The 25,876-nt window shown below is 70.2% G+C and carries 26 protein-coding genes; 8 read left to right on the top strand and 18 right to left on the bottom strand.

The features are described 5' to 3' along the window. Positions 1-28 precede the first annotated feature (28 nt). The 4 genes from Psi02_RS05155 to Psi02_RS05170 form a co-directional block, all read right to left on the bottom strand. Complete coding sequence (locus Psi02_RS05155; RefSeq protein ID WP_203972255.1) at positions 29-841, bottom strand: alpha/beta fold hydrolase; 813 nt, start codon at positions 839-841, stop codon at positions 29-31. Between the two features lie 84 nt (positions 842-925). Further along, the gene (locus Psi02_RS05160) at positions 926-1,627 is read right to left on the bottom strand and encodes a helix-turn-helix domain-containing protein (protein ID WP_203972256.1); all 702 of its coding nucleotides are present in this window, start codon (positions 1,625-1,627) and stop codon (positions 926-928) included. Positions 1,628-1,883: 256 nt separating this feature from the next. Beyond that, positions 1,884-2,294, bottom strand: coding sequence for a hypothetical protein (locus tag Psi02_RS05165; protein ID WP_239094611.1), 411 nt, complete (start codon positions 2,292-2,294; stop codon positions 1,884-1,886). A gap of 236 nt (positions 2,295-2,530) precedes the next feature. Continuing rightward, positions 2,531-3,823 carry a PP2C family protein-serine/threonine phosphatase gene (locus tag Psi02_RS05170; RefSeq protein WP_203972257.1) on the bottom strand — a complete coding sequence of 431 codons (1,293 nt, stop codon included), beginning with the start codon at positions 3,821-3,823 and terminating at the stop codon, positions 2,531-2,533. A gap of 356 nt (positions 3,824-4,179) precedes the next feature. Here Psi02_RS05170 and Psi02_RS05175 point away from each other — a divergent pair, with 356 nt between their 5' ends. After that, entirely contained in the window at positions 4,180-4,491 is a 312-nt protein-coding gene (locus tag Psi02_RS05175; protein ID WP_203972258.1) for a hypothetical protein, read from the top strand. Positions 4,492-4,592: 101 nt separating this feature from the next. On the opposite strand, the gene Psi02_RS05180 is transcribed toward Psi02_RS05175, so the two are convergent. Further along, complete coding sequence (locus Psi02_RS05180; protein ID WP_203972259.1) at positions 4,593-5,600, bottom strand: hypothetical protein; 1,008 nt, start codon at positions 5,598-5,600, stop codon at positions 4,593-4,595. Between the two features lie 253 nt (positions 5,601-5,853). Between Psi02_RS05180 and Psi02_RS05185 the strand changes: the two genes are divergently transcribed. After that, the gene (locus tag Psi02_RS05185) at positions 5,854-6,624 is read left to right on the top strand and encodes an isocitrate lyase/PEP mutase family protein (protein ID WP_203972260.1); all 771 of its coding nucleotides are present in this window, start codon (positions 5,854-5,856) and stop codon (positions 6,622-6,624) included. 95 nt (positions 6,625-6,719) lie between these two features. On the opposite strand, the gene Psi02_RS05190 is transcribed toward Psi02_RS05185, so the two are convergent. The 4 genes from Psi02_RS05190 to Psi02_RS05205 form a co-directional block, all read right to left on the bottom strand. Further along, positions 6,720-7,265 carry a hypothetical protein gene (locus Psi02_RS05190; protein WP_203972261.1) on the bottom strand — a complete coding sequence of 182 codons (546 nt, stop codon included), beginning with the start codon at positions 7,263-7,265 and terminating at the stop codon, positions 6,720-6,722. A 185-nt stretch (positions 7,266-7,450) separates the two neighbouring features. Further along, positions 7,451-8,323, bottom strand: coding sequence for an alpha/beta fold hydrolase (locus Psi02_RS05195; RefSeq protein ID WP_203972262.1), 873 nt, complete (start codon positions 8,321-8,323; stop codon positions 7,451-7,453). 115 nt (positions 8,324-8,438) lie between these two features. Continuing rightward, entirely contained in the window at positions 8,439-9,386 is a 948-nt protein-coding gene (locus tag Psi02_RS05200; RefSeq protein ID WP_203972263.1) for an RNA polymerase sigma factor, read from the bottom strand. Positions 9,387-9,538: 152 nt separating this feature from the next. Next, positions 9,539-10,501: a helix-turn-helix transcriptional regulator gene (locus tag Psi02_RS05205; RefSeq protein WP_308442204.1), complete on the bottom strand. Its 963-nt coding sequence runs from the start codon at positions 10,499-10,501 to the stop codon at positions 9,539-9,541. Between the two features lie 199 nt (positions 10,502-10,700). Here Psi02_RS05205 and Psi02_RS05210 point away from each other — a divergent pair, with 199 nt between their 5' ends. After that, complete coding sequence (locus tag Psi02_RS05210; protein WP_203972265.1) at positions 10,701-11,150, top strand: hypothetical protein; 450 nt, start codon at positions 10,701-10,703, stop codon at positions 11,148-11,150. Between the two features lie 73 nt (positions 11,151-11,223). Then, entirely contained in the window at positions 11,224-11,577 is a 354-nt protein-coding gene (locus tag Psi02_RS05215; protein WP_308442205.1) for a VOC family protein, read from the top strand. A gap of 9 nt (positions 11,578-11,586) precedes the next feature. On the opposite strand, the gene Psi02_RS05220 is transcribed toward Psi02_RS05215, so the two are convergent. The 4 genes from Psi02_RS05220 to Psi02_RS05235 all read right to left on the bottom strand — a co-directional run bounded on the left by Psi02_RS05220 (position 11,587) and on the right by Psi02_RS05235 (position 14,188). Then, on the bottom strand, positions 11,587-12,168 hold the full coding sequence (locus tag Psi02_RS05220; protein ID WP_203972267.1) for a DUF4240 domain-containing protein: 582 nt from the start codon (positions 12,166-12,168) through the stop codon (positions 11,587-11,589). A gap of 100 nt (positions 12,169-12,268) precedes the next feature. Then, positions 12,269-12,721, bottom strand: coding sequence for a hypothetical protein (locus Psi02_RS05225; RefSeq protein ID WP_203972268.1), 453 nt, complete (start codon positions 12,719-12,721; stop codon positions 12,269-12,271). Next, positions 12,721-13,086: a nucleotidyltransferase domain-containing protein gene (locus Psi02_RS05230; protein WP_203972269.1), complete on the bottom strand. Its 366-nt coding sequence runs from the start codon at positions 13,084-13,086 to the stop codon at positions 12,721-12,723. The genes Psi02_RS05225 and Psi02_RS05230 overlap by 1 nt, the downstream gene beginning before the upstream one ends. A gap of 550 nt (positions 13,087-13,636) precedes the next feature. Beyond that, positions 13,637-14,188, bottom strand: coding sequence for a hypothetical protein (locus Psi02_RS05235; RefSeq protein WP_203972270.1), 552 nt, complete (start codon positions 14,186-14,188; stop codon positions 13,637-13,639). 106 nt (positions 14,189-14,294) lie between these two features. Here Psi02_RS05235 and Psi02_RS05240 point away from each other — a divergent pair, with 106 nt between their 5' ends. Then, positions 14,295-14,978, top strand: a complete 684-nt coding sequence (locus Psi02_RS05240) for a cupin domain-containing protein (RefSeq protein ID WP_239094612.1) — start codon at positions 14,295-14,297, stop codon at positions 14,976-14,978. A gap of 8 nt (positions 14,979-14,986) precedes the next feature. On the opposite strand, the gene Psi02_RS05245 is transcribed toward Psi02_RS05240, so the two are convergent. From Psi02_RS05245 to Psi02_RS05260, 4 genes are all read right to left on the bottom strand, one after another. Further along, positions 14,987-19,393, bottom strand: coding sequence for an HAD-IC family P-type ATPase (locus Psi02_RS05245; protein WP_203972271.1), 4,407 nt, complete (start codon positions 19,391-19,393; stop codon positions 14,987-14,989). Positions 19,394-19,603: 210 nt separating this feature from the next. After that, positions 19,604-19,939 carry an STAS domain-containing protein gene (locus tag Psi02_RS05250; protein ID WP_203972272.1) on the bottom strand — a complete coding sequence of 112 codons (336 nt, stop codon included), beginning with the start codon at positions 19,937-19,939 and terminating at the stop codon, positions 19,604-19,606. Between the two features lie 106 nt (positions 19,940-20,045). Further along, the gene (locus tag Psi02_RS05255) at positions 20,046-20,882 is read right to left on the bottom strand and encodes an SAM-dependent methyltransferase (RefSeq protein ID WP_203972273.1); all 837 of its coding nucleotides are present in this window, start codon (positions 20,880-20,882) and stop codon (positions 20,046-20,048) included. A gap of 121 nt (positions 20,883-21,003) precedes the next feature. After that, positions 21,004-21,507: a VOC family protein gene (locus Psi02_RS05260; protein ID WP_203972274.1), complete on the bottom strand. Its 504-nt coding sequence runs from the start codon at positions 21,505-21,507 to the stop codon at positions 21,004-21,006. Between the two features lie 118 nt (positions 21,508-21,625). On the opposite strand from Psi02_RS05260, the gene Psi02_RS05265 reads away from it, so the two are divergent. Further along, complete coding sequence (locus Psi02_RS05265; RefSeq protein ID WP_203972275.1) at positions 21,626-21,838, top strand: hypothetical protein; 213 nt, start codon at positions 21,626-21,628, stop codon at positions 21,836-21,838. A 25-nt stretch (positions 21,839-21,863) separates the two neighbouring features. Here Psi02_RS05265 and Psi02_RS05270 read toward each other — a convergent pair whose 3' ends face one another. Then, on the bottom strand, positions 21,864-23,126 hold the full coding sequence (locus tag Psi02_RS05270) for an ROK family transcriptional regulator (RefSeq protein ID WP_203972276.1): 1,263 nt from the start codon (positions 23,124-23,126) through the stop codon (positions 21,864-21,866). 107 nt (positions 23,127-23,233) lie between these two features. Here Psi02_RS05270 and xylA point away from each other — a divergent pair, with 107 nt between their 5' ends. Next, positions 23,234-24,379: a xylose isomerase gene (xylA, locus tag Psi02_RS05275; protein WP_203952421.1), complete on the top strand. Its 1,146-nt coding sequence runs from the start codon at positions 23,234-23,236 to the stop codon at positions 24,377-24,379. A 70-nt stretch (positions 24,380-24,449) separates the two neighbouring features. After that, on the top strand, positions 24,450-25,814 hold the full coding sequence (gene xylB / locus Psi02_RS05280; RefSeq protein WP_203972277.1) for a xylulokinase: 1,365 nt from the start codon (positions 24,450-24,452) through the stop codon (positions 25,812-25,814). The last annotated feature ends 62 nt before the right edge of the window (positions 25,815-25,876 follow it).

Here is a 25,876-nt window from a genome sequence, read left to right on the forward strand (position 1 = left end):
GTTCACTGGATCGTTCGGACGGCGGGGCTCAGGCGCGGTCTCCGTCGGCCAGGAAGTCGGTCAGTGCGGGGACCAGGGCTTCGGCGGTGACAGAGTGCGTCTGGTCGGGCAGGTCGCGCAGATCGGCCTGGGGGAGCAGGTCGGCGATCGCGCGGGCGCCACTCACGATCCAGGACTCGGTCGCCCCGCCGTACATCACGAGCGTGGGGACGGAGGCGGTGGACCAGCGGTCGCGCGGGAGCGGACGGCCGGACATCGTGTCCGCCATGAAGCGGCCGTCGTAGGCCAGCGTCGGGGCGATCGCCTCCAACGGGGCCCAGATCGGAGAGTCCTTCATTCCGGCGACCATCTCCGCGGGGAAGGCGCACGGGATGGTGAAGAACAGTTCCAGGGCGTCGCCACGACGCCCCTCGGCCAGCGACGCGTCGAGGCGCTCCAGGTAGTCGCCGGGGACGGCCGGGCGGCTGTCGTCGACCACGAACGGGGGCTCGTACAGGGCCAGCCGGGTGATGGGCAGCCCGGCGGCGGCCGCGTCCAGGGCGAGCACCGCGCCCGAGGAGAAGCCGCAGACGTGGGCCGTTCCGCCCGCCTCGGCGATGAGCGCCGCCAAGTCGTCGATCTCGCGTTCCACGCTGAAGGGGGCGGTGTCGCCGCTCTCTCCGCGGCCCCTGCGGTCGTACGCGTAGACCGTGTGGGACGCGCCGAGCAGATCACCGAGCTGGGCTCCGAGCGGATTGAACGCCCGGAACGAGGAGGCGCCGTCCACGAGGATCAACGGCGTGCCCTCGCCGTGGCGTTCGAAGGCGATGCGGGTGCCGTCCTTGGACGTGACGGTGTTCATGGCTGATCTCCAGGTTTGTCTCGTTATGCGAGGAGCGGCGAGCAGCGCTCCGTGCGATTGGAAAGGCTAGGCGGGACCGCGCGCTCAGGTCTTGTACAGAAGCGACAGCGGCTCCGACGGATCCCGATCGCTCAACTGCGTGGCGGTCCGCCCGATGTAACGGGTCAGCGACCGCGCCAGGTGCGGCTGGTCGAAGTATCCGAGCCGGTGGATCACGTCCTGGGCCGGCACGCCCTCCTGGATCAGGACCGCCGCTTGCCTGGCTCGATTGATCTGCCGGATGGCACCGCGGGTGAGTCCGGTCGCCGCCACGCAGCGCCGCTGGATGGTGCGTTCGGACACGTCCGGCGGCGTGCCACGAAGCACCGCGGCGACGATCGGGTCGCGGACCAGGACATCCTCACGCACCAACCGCTGTACGAACGCCTCGGCGTTGTCGTAGTCGGGAAGGCGCCAGGCGGAACCCTTCAGCCAGAACGATCTGTGCGTCGCATCGGGAATCTCTGCGAAACCGTCCACGAGCTGATTGATCGGAACATGTGGCATCGACGTGCCGAGGGAGAAGCTGATCCCGAAGAACGTGGTGTCTTCGGGGACGGGGGCCGGGCCCGCCCCCGACTCCGGCCCTTGAACAGATGCGCTGACCTGACCGCGGTGCTCCCAGAAGACCAGATCCCAATGCGCTGTCGCGATCGACGTCATCCGGTCGACGTCGGAGCTGTGGCTCCGCCATACCCGCTCGATGTACGGCGAATCGGACGATCGGCTCTGGACCTCCAACCCCATCCGAGTCACCCCCCTCGCTCCGTCGGCGCCGCTTGAGCAGGCGGTGCGGCACGATCCCCAACCCTACGTCGACCCCGTCGAGGGCACGGCGCAGGCTGACCTGGGAGGCTTTACCCCCTCGCCGCGGTTCGCGGGAGCCGCCACGGAGCGCTCGACGGCATCGACCCCCACGATCGCCGTGCGCTTCCCGCTGTCCCGCAAGGTTGAACGGCCCTGCCCCCCGAGCAGGGCTTTCGCATATTTCGCATATAGGGAATCAGTACTCAGGGCACAGGTACTTCCGCACCGCCGCGAGGATCAGCTTGTTCTTCGTGGCGCCGAACCCGTCAGAGTGACCGGGCGCCTTGAAGCGCTTGGCCGTCAACTCGACGAGCTTCGCCTGTTCCTTCGGCCATTGCTTGACCGAGGCGCATTGGTCGCGGCCGTGATTCACGATCTCGGTCTCGTCCCGGTCGCCCACGATCTCCGGGTCGATCTCGTCGAGTGCCTTGATGTACTTCGACTGCGTCTCCTCGTCGGGCATCGGCGGAAGCCCGGTCACAGAAGCGATGCTCGCCACCACGACGGATGGAGCACCGGAGGGCGCGTCCTGAGCGGTCGCATCAGCGCCACATCCGGCCAGTGCGAGGAGTACCGCAAGGGACATGAGGGGAATGGGGGGTCTCATGGATCGCGACAGTACGCATTGGTTCACACCAGGGCGAGATGTTGTTACCAGTCCGATACGGGGTGGCCTCGCGACCTGTGACCGGACCCTTCGACCTGGTCCCGCTGCGGGAATCCCACCGCCGCCAGGCCGGACTGAACCGCCTTCGCTGCCTGATTGAGGAGATCCCCTGGTGCCCCAGACGGCCGGCGGCGCCCGCAGTGGATGCCTCTCGCCTGAGCAGGATCGGTCGCGTGTCAGTCGGGCGGCGGGACGCGAAGCGCCAGGATGGCCATGTCGTCGATCATGTGGCCGTGGCTGTGGTTCAAGGCGGCGTCGCTGATCCGCTTCACCAGGGCTTCGGCGTCCAGATGGGCGGACTCGGCGAGCAGCTTGATGAGACGTCCCTCTCCGAACAGGTCCCAGTCGTCCGGGATGTGCGCCTCGGTGACCCCGTCGGAGTACATCACCAGCGCGTCTCCCGGCCAGAGGGTGAAGCGATCCTGCCCGAGGTCGGCGTCCTCGAACAGACCCAGCACCGTGCCGGACGTCCATAGGGACTCCACGGAGCCGTCGGCCCGCCGTAGGAGCACTGAAGGGTGCCCGGCGGTCGTGAGGAGGCCCGTGAAGCCGCCCTCCTCCGGCCGCAGGATGGCGCAGGCCGCCGTAAGGAAACGTTCGTCGGGGATTCGCTGGGCCAGCAACGCCTGGTTGAGCTGTTCCAGGACTCTGCTCGGCGAGAGCGTGTTGAGCGCGTCGGCGCGGATGGTGTATCTGGCCAGTGCGGTGATCTGGGCCGCGGGCACACCATGGCCGGAGACGTCACCCAACACGGCGCACCAGCGCGAGCCGCCCGTCGGGAACAGATCGTAGAAATCCCCGGTGACGATCACGCCGCCTGCGGCCGGAATGAACGAGGCGGCCGCGTCGATGCCCGGCATCTCCGGAATCAGCGGTGGCAACAGGCTTCGCTGCAACGTCTGCGCGAGCTCTGACGAGACTTTCCCCGCCGCCTGCAGGAGGCTCACGTGGCGGTTCGCGCGGCTCAGTGCGTCGCGGAGCGCGATCTCGGCCGATATCGCCTGGGCCAGGGTCGAAAGCACCAGGACTTCGGTTTCCGACCAGGCCCGGGGCGCCGAGTCCATGACCCACAACCCGCCCAGGACCTCACCGCCGGGACCATGCACGGGATGACCGGCGAGGGCGGCCATGCCCCAGCGTTCCGCCATGGCCAGGTCCCGGACCAGAGGATCGCGGGCGACGTCCTCGACGATCAACGGCTGATTCGTCCCGATCAGGACCTGGCACGCGGTCGCCTGGACGGGGTACTGCCGATCCGCCACCGCCAGGTCCCCGAAGCCGATGGTGCTCTTCCAGAACGCGTGGCGATCGTCGACGATCGACACGAAGGCCCGGGGCGCTTTCGTGGTCAGGGCCGCCAGCCGCGCGTACTGATCGAACTGAGGTTCCGGGTCGGTGTCGAGGAGACCCGTGGCCCGCACGGCCGCCAGCCTCTTGGGATCCCGCACCACCGATGACACCTCAGCCACCAAGACCGCCTCTGGTTCGACTCTTCGCCCGGACCGCACCTGTGATCGACCGTCGCACAGACGCCAGAGCGATACGCGGGCATTCTCCGGTCGGCTGCACCGATCAGGGGCCGGCCTTCGCCTCCGGGACCACATGGCTACGCGAGCATGGCGCGCATGCGGGCTCGCTCTTGACCATGATGACTCCTTCGTTCCCTTCCTCGAAATCGGGGCCGTCCCCCGTTGGGGCTCCCACCTTTTGGGTTACGGCTGGAGTCCCGGCGTCAAGTGTCGGGAATATCCCTGATGACCGTTTCGGACTGGCCATGCCGCCAACGAACGATCATGCGGGTGGCCCCCGATCGGAGGAGACACCCATGTACAACAAGCCACGATCCATGCTGCTCGGTGCAGCGTTCCTCACCATTCTCAGTCTCGGAGCCGTCGATACGGCCCAGGCCTCGGCCGCCCCCTCGTCCGCGGACACCACCGCGGGGGTGAGCGTGCAGCCGCGCGACCCTCACCAGCGGGGATACAAAGAGGGCTACACCCAGGGCATGCGGGACGGTCGCACTGACTGCCGCCGCGGCTACCGCCCCCGCGCGCATCTGCGCCGGTCGGCCCCGACCGAGTTCATGACCGGCTGGATGGCCGGCTATGAGAGAGGGTTCAGGCGAATCTGCAGGTGATCTGACCTGCAAGCCGGGCGGCCCCGTTCCTCGGAAACAGGAGCGGGGCCGCCCTTCCACCGGCGACGCCCGTCGCGTCCCAGGATGCGGTTGATGAGAGGTCACGCCCCGGGAGGCGCGTGCCGGGCGGAGCCGTGCGCCCGGGGGGTCGCAACCTCGGGCAGAGGGCAGTCCGGCCTGGTCAGGCCGTAATAGGAGGTCGCGGCGACGAGCAGGCCCAGGCCCCACAGCGTGTAGCCGAACATCTCCATCGCCAGGTGCCAGACCACGACCGTGTCCTCCGCCAGGTTGCCCTCGCCGAGGAGCCACGCCGTCATCCCCGCCAGACCGAAGTAGCCGGTCAGGCTCGCTCCGACGAAGAAGGCCGGGCCGAGGACGAGCCATCGCGGCACCCCGCGGCCGGCGAGCGGCACCACCCAGCGCGGCCAGATCCGGCCCCAGCGATGCACCAGCGACAGCGGCAGCACGGTGCCGGCGAGGACCAGCAGGACGACGAAGAGCGTGAACGGCGAACCGAGTGCGATCGGTGACGGCCCGCCCGGCCGGACGACGTCGATCACCCACGCGACCACGCGCGCCACGCATCCGGCGACCGCGACGTACGCGGCGACGTAGGCCCATCGGGGTGTGGGGTCGGTACGTCGCTCGGGTGAGCGGCCGTGGACCCGGCCGCAGGCGGGGCAGCCCCGCCGGACCCGGCGCTGCTCGGCGACGGCGCACGCCACTGTCAGCACGCCGCCCGTCGTCCCGGCCGCCCGGGTGAGCAGGCTCGCCCAGTCGCCGTACTGGCCGAAGACCATGGCGACGAGGCTGATGGCGATCAGGTAGGAGTACAGGATCAGGCCGGCGCCGGATGCCCACGCCGCCATCACCAGCGACCATCGTGCGGGCGACGTCCAACGGCGTCCGGCTCTCGCCGCGATCAGCGAGCATGCCGCCGCGGCGAGGAAGGCGAGCGTCACGGCCGCCCACCGGCCGGGCGAGAACGGCTCGTCAGGAGGGGCGGACGGTGCGCCGGGGCCGGTCAGCCACCACACGTGCAGCGCGCCGTAGGCGAAGGTCCACGCCGGCGCCGCCCACGGCCGCCATCGCGGCGATCGGAGTTCCATGCCGCCGACTCTCCCGCCCGTCCGCGCCGGACGCCTCCCCTTGGCGGGGGGAGGCGGTCCCCCGTCAGAGGGAACAGGCCGCCGCGTCGACCGGGGAGCCCGGCTGAGTGAGAGCCCGGTCAGACGTCGTTTCGACGGTCACCGAATCGATCCGGACCTAGTGTTGCCGGTAGGCCCGAGGTCCGCCGAGCATCGTCAGCGTGTACGTCGCGCTCGCCGTCGAATCAATCGGGCAGACAGGAGCATCGGACGAATGACCTTCCATGAACTCCACCACGGCGACAGGCCCCTGATTCTTCCCAACGCCTGGGATGTGCCGTCCGCGCTGGCATTCCTCCGCGCCGGTTTCGCGGCGATCGGCACGACCAGCTTCGGCGTCGCGTCCAGCCTCGGCCGCCCGGACGGCGGGCGGTCGACGCGAGAGGCGAACCTTTCTCTCGCCCGTGCCCTGTCGCGACTTCCCTGCCACATCAGCGTGGACGTCGAGGACGGCTACGCCGACGAACCGGACCAGGTCGCCGAGTACGTCGCCGGTCTCGGCGTGGCCGGGGTCAACATCGAGGACAGCTCCGCGGGGAAGCTCATCTCGCCGGAGGCGCACGCCGCGAAGGTGAGGGAGGTCAAACGCCGCTGCCCCGGCCTGTTCGTCAACGCCCGCGTCGACACGTACTGGCTCGGCGAGGAGGCCACGGTCGATGCGACGCTCGAACGCGCGGCTCGCTACGTCGAGGCGGGCGCGGACGGAGTCTTCGTCCCCGGCGCGACTGAGCCTTCCGTGCTCCGCCGACTGGCCGTCGGCATCGGCGTTCCGTTGAACGTGCTCGTCGTCCCCACGCTTTCGATCGGCGAGTTGGCCGACCTCGGTGTGCGCCGCGTGAGCACCGGATCCCTGCCCTACCGCGTCGCGATCGACGCCGCCGCCGAGGTGGCGGTCGCCGTCCGTGACGGCCTGGCCGTCGCCACGGGCACGCCGTACCCGGACATGCAGGCCCGGCTCGCCCGTTACGAGCAGACTGCGGGCTGATCCCGTCCGGGCGTCCCGCTTCGAGATGCGCCGGCCGAAAGGCCGCTCCCGATCGCCGGAAGCGGCCCTTCGATTCTCCGTACGGCTGCGCCGAGTTACGGCACAGGAGTGATCGCCTGCGTCGTGCCGGCGAGCACAGGACCGGTTGTCTGCGTCTGGGTCGTCTGGGTCTGGGTCGTCTGGGTCTGAGTCGTCGTCTGTGTCGTGCTGACCAGAACCGGACTGGTCGTCTGGGTCGTCGTCCGGGTGGTACGGATGACGACCGGAGTCGTCGTCCGGGTCGTGCGGACGAACACCGGAGTCGCCGTCGGCGCCGAGCGGACGAACACCGTGCGCGTCCCCGGGCTTCCGACCTGGGCGAAGACCCCGAGAACCACCGAAGCCCCCGAGCGCGGCGTGGCAGCGGTCGCCACGGGGACGCAGTCGAACTGCGGACACGGCGTGGTGAAGCACTGCTTGGGAGCGGGCACGCAGGTGTAGCCCTGCGCGCACATGACGGCCGCGCACGACGACGTCCCGTCCGGAGTGCACATCGCCTGCGTACGCGACGCGGAGCCGGCCGAGGCCGCCCACGCCGAGGACGCGGACAACCCGACCGCGAGGGCCGCGACGGCCGCGGCCGATATGAGCTTGCTGATCATCTTTTCCCCCGAGACTGTGTGAAGCCAACGAGGATCATGATCGCTCGTGAACCCGCCTCAGGCCAGGAAGCCCCAGTTGAGGCGTGGCGTACGGACAGTGAAGCGATCACTGCGGTCGACAGGGCTCCGCACCTGGTGGGATGCGGAGCCCTTCTCGCCGGCGTCCGGGTGCTGAAGGCCGATCGTCAGGCGCGGGCGAACTCGGCGACCGCCCGGGTGAACACCTCGGGCTGCTCGAGGTGGCCCATGTGGCCGCTGTCCGCAAGGAGGGTCAGACGCGAGCCGGGGATGCCGTCGTGCAACATCGACGCCCAGCGGGTTCCGCAGATGAAGTCGTGCGCACCGGTGAGGACCAACGACGGGAGCGCGATCGAGCCGAGCCGGTCCCGCACGTCGAAGGGCGCCGGCTCTTCGCCGCGCATCGGGTCGATCCACGCCTTCAGGACGGCGCGCATCGGCTCGAGCGCATCCTCGTGCGCCCAGTAGTCGGCGAAGTAGGCGGGCAGGATCCGGCGCAGCCCCTCGGTGTACGCCTTGTCGTCGGCGGCGGCCGCGGCCTCCTGGAAGGCCTGGGGGATCTCGGCCGCCTCCTGCCGGTCCGGGTGCCGCTCGGGGAACCGGTTGACGTTGGCCACCGCGTCCGCCCAGAACTCCGGCCCTGTGACCGGCGACGTCGCGAACAGGATCAGGCCGGCGAGCCGGTCCGCATGCTCCAGGGCGTACCGCTGCGCGACGAATCCGCCGTGCGAATGGCCGAGCAGGAACACCTTCGGCAGGCCGAGGTGTTCGACGACACCGTGGACGAACCGGACATAGGTGTCCAGCCGATAGTCGCGGGGGTCGGCGAGGCGGCCGGAGGCCCCGGTGCCGATCGGCTCCAGGTACACCATGGTCAGGTGCTGCTCGAGGGCCGGCATCCGCAGGTACTCCCAGCCGATGCCCGGTCCTCCGGAGTGCACCACGCAGACGGGTCCCGTCCCGGCGACGTGGAAGACCTGCCGGACGCCGTCGATGCTGATCTCCCGCGTTCCCTGTGCAAGCGCGGCGGTGGAACTCATTTCAAAATCTCCTGACGTCGTGGCCCGCCGGGGAGGCGGACCTGAGCTGACGTCATCCGGATGCCGCGGCCCGGGGAGAAGTTCGATCGGCCGGCAGGCGATTTTCAGCGGGATCTCAGCCCGCGGGCTCCCTCGCCGGTCGCGGATGGAACAGCCGGAGTCGCTGAACCCGGCCCTCTCGCAGGACGTGCAGCCAGACCACGCCGGGCGGGCAGTGCGTCGGATCGTCGGGCGGGCTGATCAGGTCGGCCTGCCAGATCGTCAGATTCCGGCTGGCCACCACGTCGGTGATGCGTTGCCGTACGCCGTTGGACAGGTCGAACTCCATCGCCTTGACGGCGAAGTAACGGTCGTCGGCCAGCCGTTCCCCGGTGGGCCCGATGAACTCGGCGTCGGGCCACCAGTGCTCCTCGACCACTCCGGCGAACTCGCCCTGCTGGGCCTGCGCCATCATCTCCTCGGCCTCCTGCCGGCGAGCCGCGGTGAACGCCGCCGCGTCGTCGTGTGGCAGGGCGGCCGAGTCCTGCAACGATTCGGCGAGCTTGATCCTGGCCTGGCTCAGCCGGCTGCGGACGGTGCCGATCGGCACCCCGCACAGCGCGGCGATCTGCTCATACGACGACACGTCGCTGAAATAACGCAGGAGGGCCACCATGCGCACCGGTTCGGACAGTTCGCCCACGGCGTGCCAGACCCAGTCGCGGAGCGACCGATGCTCCAGCAGTTCCTCCGGCGTCGGTTCGCTGGACGGCAGCGCCAGGGCCTCCACGTCGCCGAACGGCACGGCGCTCGATTTCCGGAGGCGCATCCGGCACGCGTTCCGCACGATCGCCCGCAACCACGGGCCCGCGGCCGCCGGGTCCCGCAGATCGCCGATCCGCCGCACCGCCACCAGCATGCCGTCCTGGACGGCGTCGTCGGCGTCGGGCCCGTATCCGAGCAGGCTCAACGCCACCGCCCGCATGCCGGCCTGATGCCGCGACACCAGCAGCCCGAGGCACGCCGCATCTCCGGCCTGGGCGGCACGCACCAGTTCCACATCCGACTCAGCGCTCGACAGCACGCTGCTCTCCCTCCCGGCGCACTCGGCGCCCCCCAACCGGATGCGGGGGCGACTCGGAAAGTTCGATACCTGATTTCCGAACCCCCGGCCGAACGACATGTTCACGGCCGGGCGAAAGACTATGAGCGATTATGTGCTAAATGTCTGATTTATCAGCCGGAGGCGTAGTAGGCCGCCATGGCGCGCGACGTCTCGGCCAGGCGGGCACGCAGTTCCGGCGGCCCGAGGATCTCGATCTCCGCGCCCAGGGCGAGGAAGGTCCGGTGAGCGTGATCGAGCGACTCGATGGGGAGCACCGCTCGGGTCCAGCCGTCCGGCTCCGCGGTTCCCGTCCCGGCCAGGGCCTGGGCGGCCGCGCCGGTGAGGCGGGACGCGGCCTGCGGTGAGACGCGGACGACCGCCTCGCCCTGGAACCGGCGCGCGTGGAAGTCCGCCTGATAGCGCGCCCAGTAGCCGGCCAGGTCGAACTCCTCGGGAGGCTCGAACTCCTCGTCCCGTACGGTCACACCGAGGACCTGGTCGACGCGGTACGTCCGCGGTCCCGGTCCGGCGACGATGTACCAGCGGCCCGCCTTGAGCACCAGGCCGTACGGCTCCAGCCGCCGATCGACGTCGGTCGGCTCCTTCCAGCGGCGGTAACGGACATCGACCACCCGGCTGCGCCACACCGCGTCCGCGACCTGCGGCAGATGGGGGACGTCGGCGTCCTCCGCGTACCAGCCGGGCGCGTCGAGGTGGAAGCGCGACCGCATCCGGTCGGCGTGCGCACGCATCTCGGGTGGGAGCGCCGCACTCAACTTGAGCTGGGCGGCCGCGAGCGCCGAGCCGAGCCCGAGCTCGGCGGCGGGTCCGGGGACGCCGGAGAGGAAGAGCGCCTCCGCCTCCGGGGCGCTCAACCCGGTGAGCCGGGTACGGTAACCGGCGACCAACTGGTAGCCGCCGGAGTGCCCCGCGTCTCCGTAGAGCGGCACACCCGACGCGTGCAGCGACTCGACGTCGCGGTAGACGGTCCGCACGGACACTTCCAGCTCCTCGGCGAGCTGGGCGGCGGTCATCCGGCCCCTCGTCTGGAGCAGCAGAAGGATTGACAGAAGACGGCTCGACTTCACTGACACAAGATGACAGTGGATCGGCCATAGGGTCCAGTCATGGCTTTCGCAGAGAAACCGGCCCGCTGACCGGCTGCGTGTGGGAGTCGCCGCCGATCCTGCACGAACGCGACGCCCGGATGCGGCACATGCTCACGCCTGAACTACCCGACCTTGACGCCTACCTCGCCGACTCGCTCCCCGAAGGCACCACAGGAGACCGCTCATGAACGACTTCGACTTCCTCACCGGCACCTGGGACGTCGCCAACCGACGGCGGATGGACTACCTCGACGAGACGAGCGAGTGGGAGGAGTTCCCCGCCGTCAGCCACGCCTCCCGGCACTTCGACGGCGGCGCGAACTTCGACGAGCTCGAGTTCACGACGAAGGGCTTCAGCGGGCTCACCATCCGGCTCTACGACGTCGAGCGCGAGGAGTGGTCGCTGTACTGGTCCAGCTCGACGACCGGCAAGCTGTACCCCCCGGTGGTCGGCCGGTTCACCGACGGCAGGGGTGAGTTCCTCGGTTACGACACCTATGCCGGCAAGGAGATCCTGGCGCGCTTCGTCTGGTCGGGCATCACGGAGACGACCGCCCGCTGGGAGCAGGCGTTCTCCTTGGACGAGGGACAGACCTGGGTGACCAACTGGATCATGGAGATGACCCGCCGCTGACCCGGCCGATTTCGAGTGGACGCGGTGTCGCGCGGAACCCACAATGACCGCCATGACCTCTTCCGTGCGACACGTGACAATCGACTGCGCCGACGCCTATCGCCTCGGCACGTTCTGGGCCGAGGTGCTCGGCGGCTCACTCGGCGAGGACGACAACCCCGGCGATCCGGAGGCGCTGGTGAAGACGCCGGGCGTCTCGTTGCTGTTCATCCAGGTGCCGGAGGGCAAGACGGTCAAGAACCGGCTGCACCTGGATCTGCAGCCGCAGGACCGCACGCGGGACGAGGAGGTCGAACGGCTCCTGGCGCTCGGCGCGACCCTCTTCGGCGACCATCGGCGTGAGGACGGCACCGGATGGGCGACCCTGGCCGACATCGAGGGCAACGAGTTCTGCGTCGAGCGCAGCGCGGCCGAGCGCGCGGGCTGACCAGGGCGGTCAGTCGTCCCCGTCGAGGAACAGGGCGGCGAGGCGCGGAAGGCGGCGGCGGTTCTCGTCGTCGTCCTCTTGGTCCCAGTCCTCCCCGGACGCGCGGGCGGGCCTGTCCATGTGCGGCACCGCGGCCTCCATCGCCGCATCGAACGAGCCGGTCTCGCCCGTGACCCGTCCGTACGCTTCGCGCGGCAGGTACGAGAGGCTCTCGTAGCCGATCCACCCGCCCTCGTCACGGCTCATCAGCGCGACGACGGGGAGGTCGGCCAGCGAGTCGGGATCGGCGACGGCGCGCGTGAACGTCTCCCGGCCCTGCAGGACCAGCCCGTGTCGGAAGTCCATGAAGCCGTCGTCTCCGCAGCCGCCCTCGATGAGGTACGCCGCGTTCCAGAGCGGCCGTCGGTAGGCGGAGTCGGTGACCTGGATCAGGAGCAGGGCGAAGTCGATGATCTCCGCCGCGTCCAACGTGACGAGCAGATTCGTGAGCTCGGGCGGCAGCGGGTCGTCCGGGAGGTTCCTGTCGTCGGCCCGGTCGCCGACGGCGGTCCGCGCCTGATCGATGACCGTCCACCACGCGTCCAGGTCCATGGCGGTCACCATAGCGGGGAGATCGCGTCACCCGGTGATCGAGCGGGCCAGGGCCAGGCGTCCCGGAGTTGTGCCGGGTGTAGGTGCTGCGTATCGGGACTCAGAACAGCCCAAGATGATCGATCATCTTGTGCGCCGCTTCGATGATTAGTGCAGCAGCGGTCAGTGCGTGTTCCGCTTCCTCGCGTTCGACGGACTCATCGGGAAATATGGGGTATTCGAGTTCGTTTCTACGCCGCCGCATGACGCCGAACGGCTCGAAAGCGGCACCGAACTGGCGGACCACGGCCTGTTGGACGGCGTAGTGGCCGCCGGTGGTGGTAGCGCGCAGCCCCTGCTGAGCCAATAGTCCCGCGCAGGCGAATCTGGCCGCGTCGTAGGCCAGGGTGTAAGCCGAGTTCGGGTCAATTTCAACCAGTTCCTGTGCGCTTGACAGGACGACCTTGGACTTCTCCAGCCAGCCCGCTCCATCGGTGGCATCGCCCTGGACGCGTTGGAGTTCCTTGGACGAAAGCATGCGCTCGATGTCGGCTTCGCCGCGCGTCCATCGCATCAGGGATCATGCTCCTTCCGGCCTGCTTCGTGTGGGGTGAGGTCGATTGTCGGGCTCGCCTTGATCTGGCGGATCAGCGCATCGGACGCCGATTGCCAGCGTCGCCTGGATGCAAGGACCGGGTTGACGGGAAGCCCGACGCGTACCTGGGCACGGTCGGCTGCGGCGTAGATTTCGGCGCGCTCTGCGGTGCCGACTACGAGAACGTCGATGTCGTGTGGTGGAGGTCCCGGCTCACCGTTGTGGCGGGCGGCCCAGGAGCCGAAGATGAGTAGAAGTTCGATTTCCGGTATGGAGCCGAACTCCTCGGCGATGACGACGCCTGGGCCGTAGAGGTAGTCCAGGATCTCTGTCAGGGGTTTCACGACGGGGTGAGTCTGATCAATACTCAGCACGCGTGATCGGCCTATGGCCGTGGCGGTCAGGAGTCCGGCCTCTTCGAGACGGTGAATCTCCGGATGCAGGCTCGATGGACTCGCTCCCAGTGATCGGGCAAGGGACGCCAGTGTCCAGGTCTGATCTGTGCGAAGACAGAGTGCCGCCAGGAGTCTTGCTTGTGTCTCCGTGCGGAAGATGGGTGCCCCCCGAGGCCCGATGCTTCGCATTCTCCGAATATATATTCGCTCAAGCCGAATAGTCAACCATGCGTGCTCGAATGAACGCAAAGGGTATTGGTGCCCACAGATTCGCGGGTCGGCGCCAAATGGGACGACAGGCCCAGCTACTGCAGCCTCGTTGGCACCAGCGTCCTGCTGGTCATCGCCATGCCTGAGGAACTGGATGTCGATGTCACCACGCAGGAAGTGATCTCAGGTTGGCGGGCAACCGCGAATCAAGGCCGACCCTGTGCGCCACGCCCAGGCTCGCAAGGCCACGAGCGGAGTTGCCGTTTGCGACGAATGGGTCCGGTCGATCTCAGGCGCGCATCGACGGATCGCCGGGAAGCCCGACCCGGTCCGGTACGGCCTGAGGCAGCGCGCGCAGCCAGGCGTCGAGGTCGTCGGGCCACCACCGGCCGGGCGCCAGGTGCCCGAGCATCTCTCCGACGACCGCCGCGGACGCCGGGGCGGGCACCACGCGGGTCGGCGCGGCTCCGGCGAGCACGCCCAGCCACCAGTGCCGTCGGGTGGCCGGCAGATCGTCGGGGTCGAGGACGACGTAGTAATCCGGCAGGATGAGCCGGTCGCCGCGCAGCCCGGTGAGGGCCGCCTCTATCGCGACCTCCAGCCCGCCGGTGGGAGCGTTGCCGTCGAAGAAGTCCGCCCAGGCCGCGCCGACGTCGGCGAGGGGATCGGCGTCGTGCACCACGTAGGTCGCCCGCGCGCGGGTCACCGCCTCGGTCACCTCCGCGGCCGGACGCTCGTCACGAGTGATCGCTCGCACGTTGTGCAGGCCGTCGAGTGCGGAGACCACGTCCGCCGCTCGATCTCCCGCCACCACGACCACAGTGCTGCTCAGTCGCCGCATGAATGGGAGTCTAAGACCCCATAACGGTTGATCTCGCCTGTGGACGGCCAGGTCCGCGACGGCCTGCCCCTGGGCGCTGGGCGCGAACGGGACAAGCGTAAATGTGGTGCGCGAGGTCAGGGCGCGTCGCCAGGATGAGGCACGTGCCGCCCGCGCGGAGCCCTGCCGTACGATCGGCGGCGTGCTGGTCATGACGCTCGCCGCCTATCCCGACGGGCCCTCGGCCTCCGCGTCCGACGACGCGGACGCGTTGCGGGTCGCGGCCGAGGAGTTCGACGGACCCGAGCCGGTCATCGCCGTGGGCGACGACGGGCGGGTCCGGTTCCTGCGCAGGGACGTGACGGGTGCGTTCGTCGCGGTCCAGGAGCGGCCGGTCGTCGCCGAGGCCCTCGGTCTGCTTCCGCACCCCGAGGGCGGGTGGTTCCGCGAGACCTGGCGGACGTCCGCGAGCTTCGAGCCTCCCGGGTACGGCGGCGCACGCCAGAGCGCCACGGGCATCTACTTCCTCCTCCACCCGGGAGAGGAGTCGGTGTGGCACGTGGTCCGCTCGGACGAGGTCTGGTTCTGGCACCGGGGCGGCCCGCTGACCCTCGTGCTCGGAGGCGCAGGCGACCGGCCGGGCGACGAGCGGACGGTCACGCTCGGTCCCGATGTCGAGCACGGCCAGGTGCCTCAGGCGCTCGTGCCCGCGGGGACTTGGCAGGCCGCTCGCCCGGCGGGCGCGGAGGGCGTGCTGGTGAGCTGCGTGGTGTCCCCCGGATTCGACTTCGCCGACTTCAGAGCGGTCTGACGCCCGGTTCAGGCGGATTCGGGCTCGGGTTCCCTGTCTGGTTTCATCTCCGGCTGCGGCTCTTGTTCCGCATCGGTCGCGGCCTCGGCGATCGGCTGGAGCATCATGCCGACGACCGCCGCCGCCGCTGCGCTTCCGAGACCGATGGACCAGGCCAGGGGGCCGAGCGGACGGCAGCCGAAGAACCTGCTGACACCGGGAACGGTGACGATCGTCCACAGGACGGCGAGAGAGATCACGGCGGCCAGCAGGACCACCTTGTCCCTCCAGCCGCTGGTCAGGGTCTGCATCAGCTGCGCCGAGACGAGCGCCACCAGCCCGATCGTGTCCGCCCTTCCCCGTGTGCCGGTCACACGTCCCAGCATCCACGCGGCCGTCGCGGCCGTCGCCGTGACGGCGGCCCTCAGATAGATGTCCCTGGTCAGTGAGGCTCCGAGCGACGCCTCCGGTCCTTCGGCCAGCAGCTTCTCCGGGTCGGTGGCCGCGGGCGGCCGGGCCGCCACCGCCATGGCCGGCACCATGTCGGTGAGCAGGTTGACCAGCAGGAGCTGACGGGCGTTGAGCGCGCTTTTGCCGGCGAGGACGTCTGAGCCCACCGTGAAGACGATCTCCCCGATGTTCCCGCCCAGCAGGATGCTCAACGCGTCCCTCACCGAGGCCCACATCGCGCGGCCCTCGACGATCGCGTCGACGATCGTCTCGATGCGGTCGTCGGTGACCACGAGGTCGGCGGCGCCGCGGGCGGCGGGAGTGGCGCGCGTCCCCAGCGCGATGCCCACGTCGGCCATGCGGATGGCGGGGGCGTCGTTGGCGCCGTCGCCGGTGACGGCGACGACCTCTCCGGCCCGGCGCAGGCAGGTGACGATCCGCGCCTTGTGGGCCGGGGTCGCCCGGGCGAACACCGCCACCTCGGGGAGCGCCTTCGTCAGCGTGTCGTCGTCCATCTCGTCGAGTTCGGGGCCGGCCATCACGCGCCCACCGTTGACCGCGCCGAGCTCGGCGGCGATGGCCTCCGCGGTGCTGGGATGGTCTCCGGTCACCATGACGATCCGTACGCCGGCGCGTCTGAGCCGGCGGACGCTCTCCGCGGCGGTCGGCCGCACCGGATCGGCGAGACCGAGGAAGCCCAGGAAGCAGAGGTCGTCGATGCGTGACTCGTCGAGGTCACTGCGGTCGGAGGCGGGCCGCTGGGCGACGGCGAGGACGCGGTACCCCTGGTGCGCGAGCCTGTCGACCTCGCGTTCCAGCTCCCGCTGCGCGGCCTCGTCACACGGCACCTGTCGTGTCCCGTCGAGCATCGTGGTGCAGTGGGTGAGCACGATCTCAGGTGCTCCCTTGACGCTGAGCAGGTGTCCCGATTCCGTGAGACCGAGCACGGCGTGGTAGCCGCGTCCAGGCTCGAAGGGCAGCTCGTCGACGCGCTTCCACGTGTTCAGCCCCTCTTCCGGGGTCACACCCATCCGCTCGGCGCCGTCCACGACCGCTCGGTCGGTGGGGTGGGCGATGACCCGGCCGCCACCTGACTTGGGACTGGCGCGCACCGCGGCGGCGACGATCCGCTTCAGTGCCGGATTCGGAGCGTCGGCAGGGCCGCCCTCCCGGCCGTCGGACACGTGGCGCAGGCTGATGTGCCCCTCCGTCAACGTCCCGGTCTTGTCGAAGCACAACACGTTCACCCGGCCGAGCGCCTCGATCGTGGACGGATTGCGCACCAGCGCGGCCCGCTTCGACAGTCGCCGGGCCGCGGCGAGCTCCGCGACGGTGGCCACGAAGGGGAGACCTTCGGGCACCGCCGCCACGGTGAGGCTCACCGCCGGCGTGAGTGCGGAGGCCAGGGGACGTCCCCGGAACAGGTCGATGACCAGCAGCAGGAACCCGGACGCGATCGACACGGGGAGGATTCGGCGGCTCAGTTCGCGCAGCCGCAGTTCGACGCCGGTCGCCGGGCTGGGTGCGCCCGCGAGCATCGCGCTGCGCCCCGACTCCGTCATCTCGCCCGTGGCGACGATCACGGCACTGCCGCTGCCCGCCGCGATCGTCGTGCCCTGGTACACCATCGAGTTCCGGTCGGCGACCGCGGTGGCGACCGTGGGCGCCGCCGTCTTGGTGACCAGCTGCGACTCGCCGGTGAGGGTCGACTCGTCGACCTCGAGGCCGACCGCCTTGATCACGCGCCCGTCGGCCGGTACGGCGTCGCCGGCGCGCAACTCGATCACGTCGCCGGGGGCCAGGTCCTCCATGGCCGCCTCCACCGTCCCCTCGGGGCGGCGGAGCCGTACACGAATGGCGGTGGCCTCGGTGAGCCGGTTCAGTGCGCGGTCGGCCCTGGACCGCTGGACGCCCCCGAGGAGGGCGTTGATCATCATGACGCTGCCGATCAGCATGGCGTCGAGGACCGATCCGATCAGGGCGGAGATGCCCGCCCCCGCCGCCAGGGCAGGGGTCAGCGGGTTCGCCAGCTCCTCGAACGTCGTGCGCACCAGTGACGGCGGACCCTCGGGCTCCCCGCCGTCTCCCGTGGCGACCCGGCGCTGTACGGCTTCCGCCTCGGCGATCCCGTGCGTGGACGAACGCAGCCGTGACAGGACGTCTCGCGCGGACATGGCGTGCCAGGGAGTGCTGTCGGCGCGCAGCGGGGCGGGGACGCGGCCGGCGCTCTGCCCTGACCACTCACCGAGGGCGAAGGCCACGGCCGATACGCCGGCGCTCACGAACTGCGCCCGGTTCAGCGCCGTAGGCTCGGGGCCCGCGATGGAGAGCAGACTGCCGACCACGCCCGCCGCCGCGCCGAGGCGCACGCCGTTCCTGCTCACGTTCACCGCTCGGGGCAGGCAGCTCAGCAGCAGATGGACGCCCGCGGTGTCGCCCACCACGTCCGCGTCCCACGGCACGGGGCCCGAGGCGTCCATGACGCCGAGGCCGATGTCGGCCTGGGCCAGCGCCCGGCGGGCGCCGCGCGACACCACGACGACGCAGTGGCCCTCGCTCTGCAGTTCGTAGACGGTCTCCGCGAGCTCGGCGCCGCCGGGGACCAGCCGTTCGATGCCGAGCCGCTGAGCGAGACCCTCGTCTCCACCCGCGAGCATCACGGTCGTCGCGGCGGCCTTGGCGGCGGCGACGACGGCCTCCGCCATCGGGTCGGCCTGCTGGGTCAGCCCCGCGACCGCTATCAGACGGCCATCCCTGGTCACGCCGACGGGCCGCAGTCCCCGCTCCCGCCACGCGTGAGCTTCGGCCGGGAGGTGCGCGTCCAGGTCCTTCAGTGGTTTCACCACCACGCCGTCGCCGGACCTGGTGCGGGTCGGGTCGGTGAAGTCGATCAGGGCGTACAGCCGCGCGTACAGGTCGCCGGTGTCCGTGCCGTTGCCGACGGGCACGAGCCGGTCGATCGTCCACGAACCGGTGGTCAGATGGTCGGCGTCCAGGATGACCGTGTCGACGCGGTCCATGTGGCGCAGGGAGGGGGCGTCCAGGACGACCATGTCACGCCGTCCGAGAGCGCGGCCGATCGCGCCGGAGAAGGTGTCACGGGTGAGGCCTGCGATCTCGGGGGTGGCCGATATCAGGACGGACAGCGCCCGATCGCCGCTGCCCGTGAGCAGCCGGGTGACCGTGTACGCGCCGGCGGTCGCCGGGCTGGCGAGGTCGGCGTAACGCTCGACCGGGCCATGCGGCAGTGGGCAGGGCCGCTCCCGGTGGGGGGTCCTGATGTGCCGGTAGGCCCCGGGCTCCCGGACGAGCCTCTCTTCGAGCTGCTCCCACGCGCGCCGGCCGGCAAGGGACTCCACATAGTGGCCGGCGGACACCATCGACTGGACGAGCAGTCCGAGCGGCCGCAACGACATCGTCTGCGTGATCAGCGTCGCCGTGGTGAACATCGCGGTCGTGGCACGGCGGCCCAGGCGACGCTCCAGCTGCTCGCGCAGGATCGGGGTGGAGTTCGCCAGGTGCAGCACCGAAGGGACGAGGAGGGACAGCTGCGGCAGCCGGGCGACCCTGCCCGCGAGCACCATCCCGATTCCGCCGACGCCGGCGGCCAGGCGGATCGTGGAGCGGAGGTGCTCCTCGCCCAGCCGGGTCGGCGCGTGGGGTGAGCGGGCCTCCTGGTCGTCGAGCTCCGCCGCGATCGTGAGCAGCTCGTCCTCGTCGACCTTCTTCGAGTCGCATCCCACGAAGACGCACCCGAGCCGCCCGTTCACCTCCGCCCTCTCCACGTGGGGGAGCGCACACAGCCGCCTCTCCAGGCGCCTGGCCGCGCGTTCGGTGCCGTGGGCGCCGATGCCGTGCAGGTCGATCCGCAGGCCGCCGGGACAGGGCCGGATCTGGCGAGGGGGCGGCAGGACGTCCTTGAGGGGGTCGGGCAACACGCCACGCAGCAGTGCGGCCGACGTCGTGAGCACGCGGGTCAGCAACATCCGCCCGCCCGCATGTCAGTCATGACCCCTCCTGGCGCGAACCGGGGGGTCCGAAATGAAATCCGCCCGAACAGGGCGGACTTGTGTGACGTGTGTGTTCAGGCAGGCGGCCGTGAGGCCGTCCCTCCTACCTTTCCTCCATCGGCCGCGGTGGAAACTCGCACCGGTCCAGAAAACGGGCAGACGGGCGAGTCCTGGGCGGAGGATCGCCTAGGTGATCGCGAAGGTGGGCCAGTCGAGCAGTTCGAGGACGCGCTCCAGCCCCGGCTGGACGTTGCGCAGCCGTACCGGATGGTCGACCGGGTCGTCGGACAGCAGGGTGAGGGTGCGCAGGCCGTAGAGGTCGATGAACTCCAGGTCGCCGACGTCGCAGGTCGGGGCCTGCTTTCCGCCGTACAGGAGCAGCAGGGCCTTGATCGCGGCGTCGCTGTTCGTCACGTCGATCTGGCCGCTGAGCCGGATGTGGCCGCGGCCCGAGCACCGGATGCTGAGCTGCGCGTCGGTGTAGAGGACGTCCGGCGACAGGCGTCCATCGACCTTCGTCATCGGGAAGCGCCGCCTTCCTCTGGTGGGGCGGGACCATTTCGAGCATCATCGCCCGTGACGACGCCTGTCAACCGATGCGCGCAACGATCTCCCTTGCGGGGGTGCGTCACGCCTTGCGGGCGACCCCTCCCACGAAGGTGTGGTAGGTGATGCCCTGTTCGGGAATGACGTCCGGTTCCGGCTGCCATTCCGCGAGCGGCACGAGCCCCGGGTAAAGGAGCTCCAGGTCGCCGAAATAGGACACGATCTCGTCGTGGGTGCGCCACCGCCCGGTGCCGAGGTTCTCGTTGAACAACCTCTCGGCCGAGGCGGCCTGGGCGGACACCTCGGGATGTGCGGCGCCCGGATTGTGGAAGTGCGAGATGGCGAGGTAGCTGCCCGGGGCCAGCACGTCACGGTAGCGCCCGGCCGTCCCCTCCGGGTCCTCGTCGTCGTTCAGGTGATGCAGGATCGCGAAGAGCAGCAGGCCCACCGGCCGGCTGAAGTCGATGAGCCTGGTGACCTCCGGGTGGCCCAGGATCGACTCCGGGTCGCGGATGTCGGCTTCGATGACCGTGGTGCGATCGTCCTTGGCCAGGATCGCCCGGCCGTGGGCCAGCACGATCGGGTCGATGTCGACGTAGACCGTGCGCGCGTCGGGGGCGAACTCCTGGGCGATCTCGTGCACGTTGCCCTGGGTCGGCAGGCCCGAGCCGATGTCGAGGAACTGCCGGACGCCGGTGTCCCGCGCGAGATGGCGGACCACGCGCTTCAGGAAGTCACGGTTGGCCCGGGCGGCGGCCGGCGCGTCGGGGGCGATCCGCAATGCCATCTCGGCCACCTGGCGGTCGACGGCGAAGTTGTCCTTGCCTCCGAGCATGACGTCGTAGACCCGCGAGATGCTCGGTTTCGTCGTGTCCACAGGGGATCGCGCGTTGTCGCTCGGAGTAGCGGTGGACGTCACATCGTGATCTCTGTCCGGCACGGGCCCATCCCTGATCGCTTCGCGGCGCGCTGGTCGAGATCACGATAATTGTGATCTTGTCCGCTGGGAACCGTTTTACAGTTAGAAGGGCGCTCCTGCGCTAAATGGATACGCCGACGCCGCCGCGGGTCTGCGATCCGTACCGCTCCAGCTCCTTCGGGATGTCGAGCGGCCTGATGTGGGAGCGGCCGGCGAGGGTCTCCTCGTCGAGCAGGGCGGCGGGGACGAGCCAGGACACCTCGAACTCGATCCCGTCGGGGTCCTTGGCGTACAGGGCCTTGGTGGTGGAGTGGTCGGAGGCCCCGGCCAGCGAGCCTATCTCCGCGAGCTTCACCGAGACGCGCTCGAGTTCGGCGAGCGTGTCCACCTCCCACGCGAGGTGGTAGAGCCCCACCGTGGAACGTCCCGCCGCGGACGGCCCCGCCTGCGCGCCGATCTGGAAGAGGCCGAGGTCGTGATCGTTCGTCGATCCGGAGGCCTGCAGGAACGCCGCTCCCGGGAACGAGTTGACCACGCGGAAGCCGAGCGCCTCCTGGTAGAAGGCGACACTGCGCGACACGTCGCGGACGTACAACACCGCGTGGTTGAGACGTTGGATCGGCATGACCCCTCCTCGCACTTGAACTCTCAACTAATTCTACCGCGAGCGGCGTTCCCGGAAACTGTCGGGGCCAGGCCGTACGGTGACCTCCGGACGGGAGCCGACAGAGGGGGAACTCATCATGGCCGCCGACAGAGTCTCGCGAGAGCGCGAAGCCAACCTGGTCCTGTTCCGGGCCGTGCACGACGTGGCTCGCCGCCATGCCGGCGAGCCGTTCCACCAGGTGGTGTCCGCGCTCGCGAGCACCCTGCCGGGCACGCCCCGCCTCGATGAGGCCGAGCTGCGCCGGATCGCGGAGGAGATCAGCGTCGGCCGCGACCCCTCGGGCCTGTGAGACCGCACGGGCATCCCGGGGGTGTTCAGGTCTGCAGCAGGGCGGCCGGGTCGGCGATGACGCGCTGGATGACCTGACCGGCCGCGCCCAGCGCGGCGGCCTCCGTGCCTAGCCGTGACACCACGACGGGTGGCACCGCGTCGCGCATCTGGCCGAGGCGGGAGGTCAGCGTGGCGGCCACCGCCTCGCCGATCCAGGGGAAGAGGGGGCCGTAGATCCCGCCGAGCACGATGGTGTCGGGGTCGACCAGGTTGATCGCGGAGGACAGGGCGACCCCGAGCGCCCACCCGGCCCGCTCGCAGGCCGCCAGGGCGGCCGCGTCCCCGGCCTCCAGCCGCGAGACGATCCACGAGATGTCCCCGGCCGTGGTGCCGCCAGGCGTCGTCTGCGTGCCGTTTCCGGAGGCGCCGCCTCCTTGTGCGCCCGTCCGATGGGCGCCGTTCCCGTGCGGGCCCGCCCCCGGCGGGAGGCCGGTCGCGGCCGCGAGGGCGTCCTGGCTCGCGTACTGCTCGAGGCAGCCCTTGCCGCCGCATCGGCAGGCGGGGCCGTCGGGGGAGACGACCACGTGGCCCAACTCGCCCGCGAAGCCGTGCGATCCCTGGAACAGGCGGCCGCGGACGACGAGACCGGCGCCGATGCCGATCTCCCCCGAGACGTGCAGGAAGTCGGACAGGCCCGACCCGAACCACAGCTCGCCCAGCGCCGCCAGGTTCGCCTCGTTCTCGACCTGGACGGGGAAGGGCAGTTCGAGCAGCGCCGCCACGGGCACGTCCCGCCAGCCGAGGTTGGGGGCGTTGTGCACGGTCCCGGTCCGCTGGTCCACCGGGCCGGGGACGGCGAGGACTCCGCCCACCACTCGCAACCCCATGTCCACAGCGTCATCCACAGCCTTGAGCGCCAGATCCCTGAGGAGTGCGACGACATCCCCAGGCTGTGCGAATCGGTTGTCCACAGCCTGTGTACGGCGGAGCCGTACGGTGCGGGACAGGTCGACGACGCGTACCGCGAGATAGTCGACGTTGATCTCCAGTCCGACCGAGGCCACGTGCTCGCCGCTGACGCGGACCACCACGCCGGGCCGGCCGCGCTCGCCGTCACGCACGGCGCCGGTCTCGACCACCAGTCCGGCCTCGATCAGGTCGGCCACCAGCTTGGACACCGTCGTCTTGGTCAGTCCGGTGATCTCGGCCAATGCGGCGCGCGTCAGCGAACCCCTGGCGTTCACCTCTCCGAGGACGAGTGCCAGGTTCCGCGCGCGCATCGCGTCATGCCGTACGGCCTGTGCCATCACACCCTCCGGGGCCGGGAATTGAAATCGTAGACATGACCCACTTGACCTGCCGCACGCGGAGTCCGATATTTAGTCCACAACGTAGACTAATTCAGGAGGCGAACATGTACACCCCCACTCCCGAGGACAAGTTCACATTCGGGCTGTGGACAGTGGGCTGGCAGGCGCGCGACCCCTTCGGCGACGCGACCAGGGCGCCGCTGGACCCGGTCGAGAGCGTTCACCGGCTTGCTGAGCTGGGCGCCTACGGCGTGACGTTCCACGACGACGACCTGCTCGCGGTCGAGCCGGACCGGGCCAAGGCCATCGAGAGCTTCAAGAAGGCTCTCGCGGAGACCGGGCTCAAGGTGCCGATGGCGACCACGAACCTGTTCACCCACCCGGTGTTCAAGGACGGCGGCTTCACGAGCAACGACCGCGACGTACGCCGTTACGCGCTGCGTAAGGTCATGCGCAACGTCGACCTCGCCGCCGAGTTGGGTGCCACGACCTACGTGTGCTGGGGTGGCCGCGAGGGTGCGGAGTCGGACGCCGCCAAGGACGTCAGGGCCGCCCTGGACAGGTACAAGGAGAGCCTCGACATCCTGTGCCAGTACGTGATCGACAAGGGCTATGACATCCGCTTCGCGCTCGAGCCCAAGCCGAACGAGCCGCGGGGCGACATCCTGCTCCCGACCATCGGGCACGCCCTCGGCCTCATCAGCATGCTCGAGCACCCCGAGATGGTGGGCCTCAACCCCGAGGTCGGGCACGAGCAGATGGCAGGCCTCAACTACGCGCACGGCATCGCCCAGGCGCTGTGGCAGGGCAAGCTCTTCCACCTCGACCTCAACGGCCAGCACGGCCCGAGGTACGACCAGGACCTGATCTTCGGGCACGGCGACGTGAAGAACGCGTTCTTCCTCGTCGACCTCCTGGAGAACGGCGGCTACGAGGGCCCCAGGCACTTCGACTACAAGCCGCTGCGCACCGACGACGCCGCCGACGTCTGGGTCTCGGCCGCCGCCAACATGCGGACGTACCTCATCCTGAAGGAGAAGTCGAAGGCCTTCCGTGCGGACCCCGAGGTCCAGGAGGCGCTCGCCGCCAGCCGGGTGACCGAGATCGCCGTGCCGACGATGGCCGAGGGCGAGACGGTGGCCGACCTGTTCAACGACGACTTCGACCTCGACGCGGCGGCCGAGCGCGGCTTCCACTTCACCCACCTGAACCAGCTCGCCCTGGAGCACCTGTTCGGCGTGCGCGGATGAGGCGTCCGCTCGTGGGACGTGCACCCGCACGGACGACGTGCGCGTGGACGATCGGGGCTGGAGGACGATCGTGAGCCTCGTGGCGGGGGTCGACTCCTCGACCCAGAGCTGCAAGGTGGTGATCCGCGACGCGGAGACGGGCGCGCTCGTGCGTGAAGGGCGCGCCACGCATCCGGACGGGACCGAGGTCCATCCCGACGCCTGGTGGGCGGCGCTGCGGACGGCGATCGATCAGGCCGGAGGCCTCGACGACGTCGAGGCCCTCAGCGTGGCCGCCCAGCAGCACGGCATGGTGTGCCTCGACGAGGACGGCGAGGTCGTGCGGCCCGCGCTCCTGTGGAACGACACCCGTTCCGCCCGGGCCGCGTCCGATCTGGTGACCGAGTTCGGCGGCCCGGACAAGTGGGCCGCCGCCGTCGGCAGCGTTCCCGTCGCGTCGTTCACCGTGACCAAGCTCCGGTGGCTGGCCGAGCAGGAGCCCGCGCAGGCGGGCCGTACGAGCTCGGTCTGCCTTCCGCACGACTGGCTCACGTGGAAGCTCGCCGGGCGTCCCGCCGAGATCACCACCGACAGGGGAGACGCCTCCGGCACCGGTTACTGGTCGCCCGCGACCGGGTCCTACCGGACCGATCTCCTCCAGATGGCGATGGGAGCCACCCCGGCACTGCCCCGCGTGCTCGGTCCGGCGGAGCAGGCCGGTGTCGCCGGCGCCGTACGGCTCGCGCCGGGCACGGGCGACAACATGGCCGCCGCGCTCGGGGTCGGCATCGGGCCCGGCGACGTCGTCGTCTCGATCGGCACATCGGGTACGGCGTTCGCCGTCGCGGAGTCGCCGTCGGCCGATCCCTCGGGAGCGGTCGCCGGGTTCGCCGACGCGACCGGACGGTTCTTGCCGCTGGTCGCGACGCTGAACGCGGCCCGGGTGCTGCAGGCGGCCGCCCGCATGCTCGGGGTCACCCAGGAACAGCTGAGCGACCTGGCCCTGCAGGCTCCGCCCGGTGCCGACGGCCTGGTGCTCGTGCCGTACCTGGAAGGGGAGCGCACGCCGAACCGGCCGGACGCGACGGGTTCGCTGCACGGGCTGAGGCTGGCCACGGCGACCCCCGAGCACCTGGCCCGCGCGGCCGTCGAGGGCATGCTCTGCGGCCTCGCCGACGCGCTCGACGCGCTCGGGCTCACGGCGAACAGGGTGCTGCTCATCGGCGGCGGAGCCCGGTCCGAGGCGGTCAGGCGCATCGCTCCCACCGTGTTCGGCGCGCCCGTGCTGGTGCCGAGCCCGGGTGAGTACGTCGCGGACGGGGCGGCCCGCCAGGCGGCGTGGCTGGTGTCGGGTGCTCCCGAACCTCCTCGCTGGGAGGCGGCGGACACCGAGCTCTACGAGGCCGATGTCACGAAGGGGCTCCGCGACCGGTACCGGGAAGCGAGCGACCTCTAGAGCGGCCCCGGCCTGCCCCGGCGTGCGTCGCCGGAGGCAAGCGGAAACACCTACCCTGAGGC

The sequence above is a fragment of the Planotetraspora silvatica genome, from assembly GCF_016863315.1.
Lineage (GTDB): Bacteria > Actinomycetota > Actinomycetes > Streptosporangiales > Streptosporangiaceae > Planotetraspora > Planotetraspora silvatica.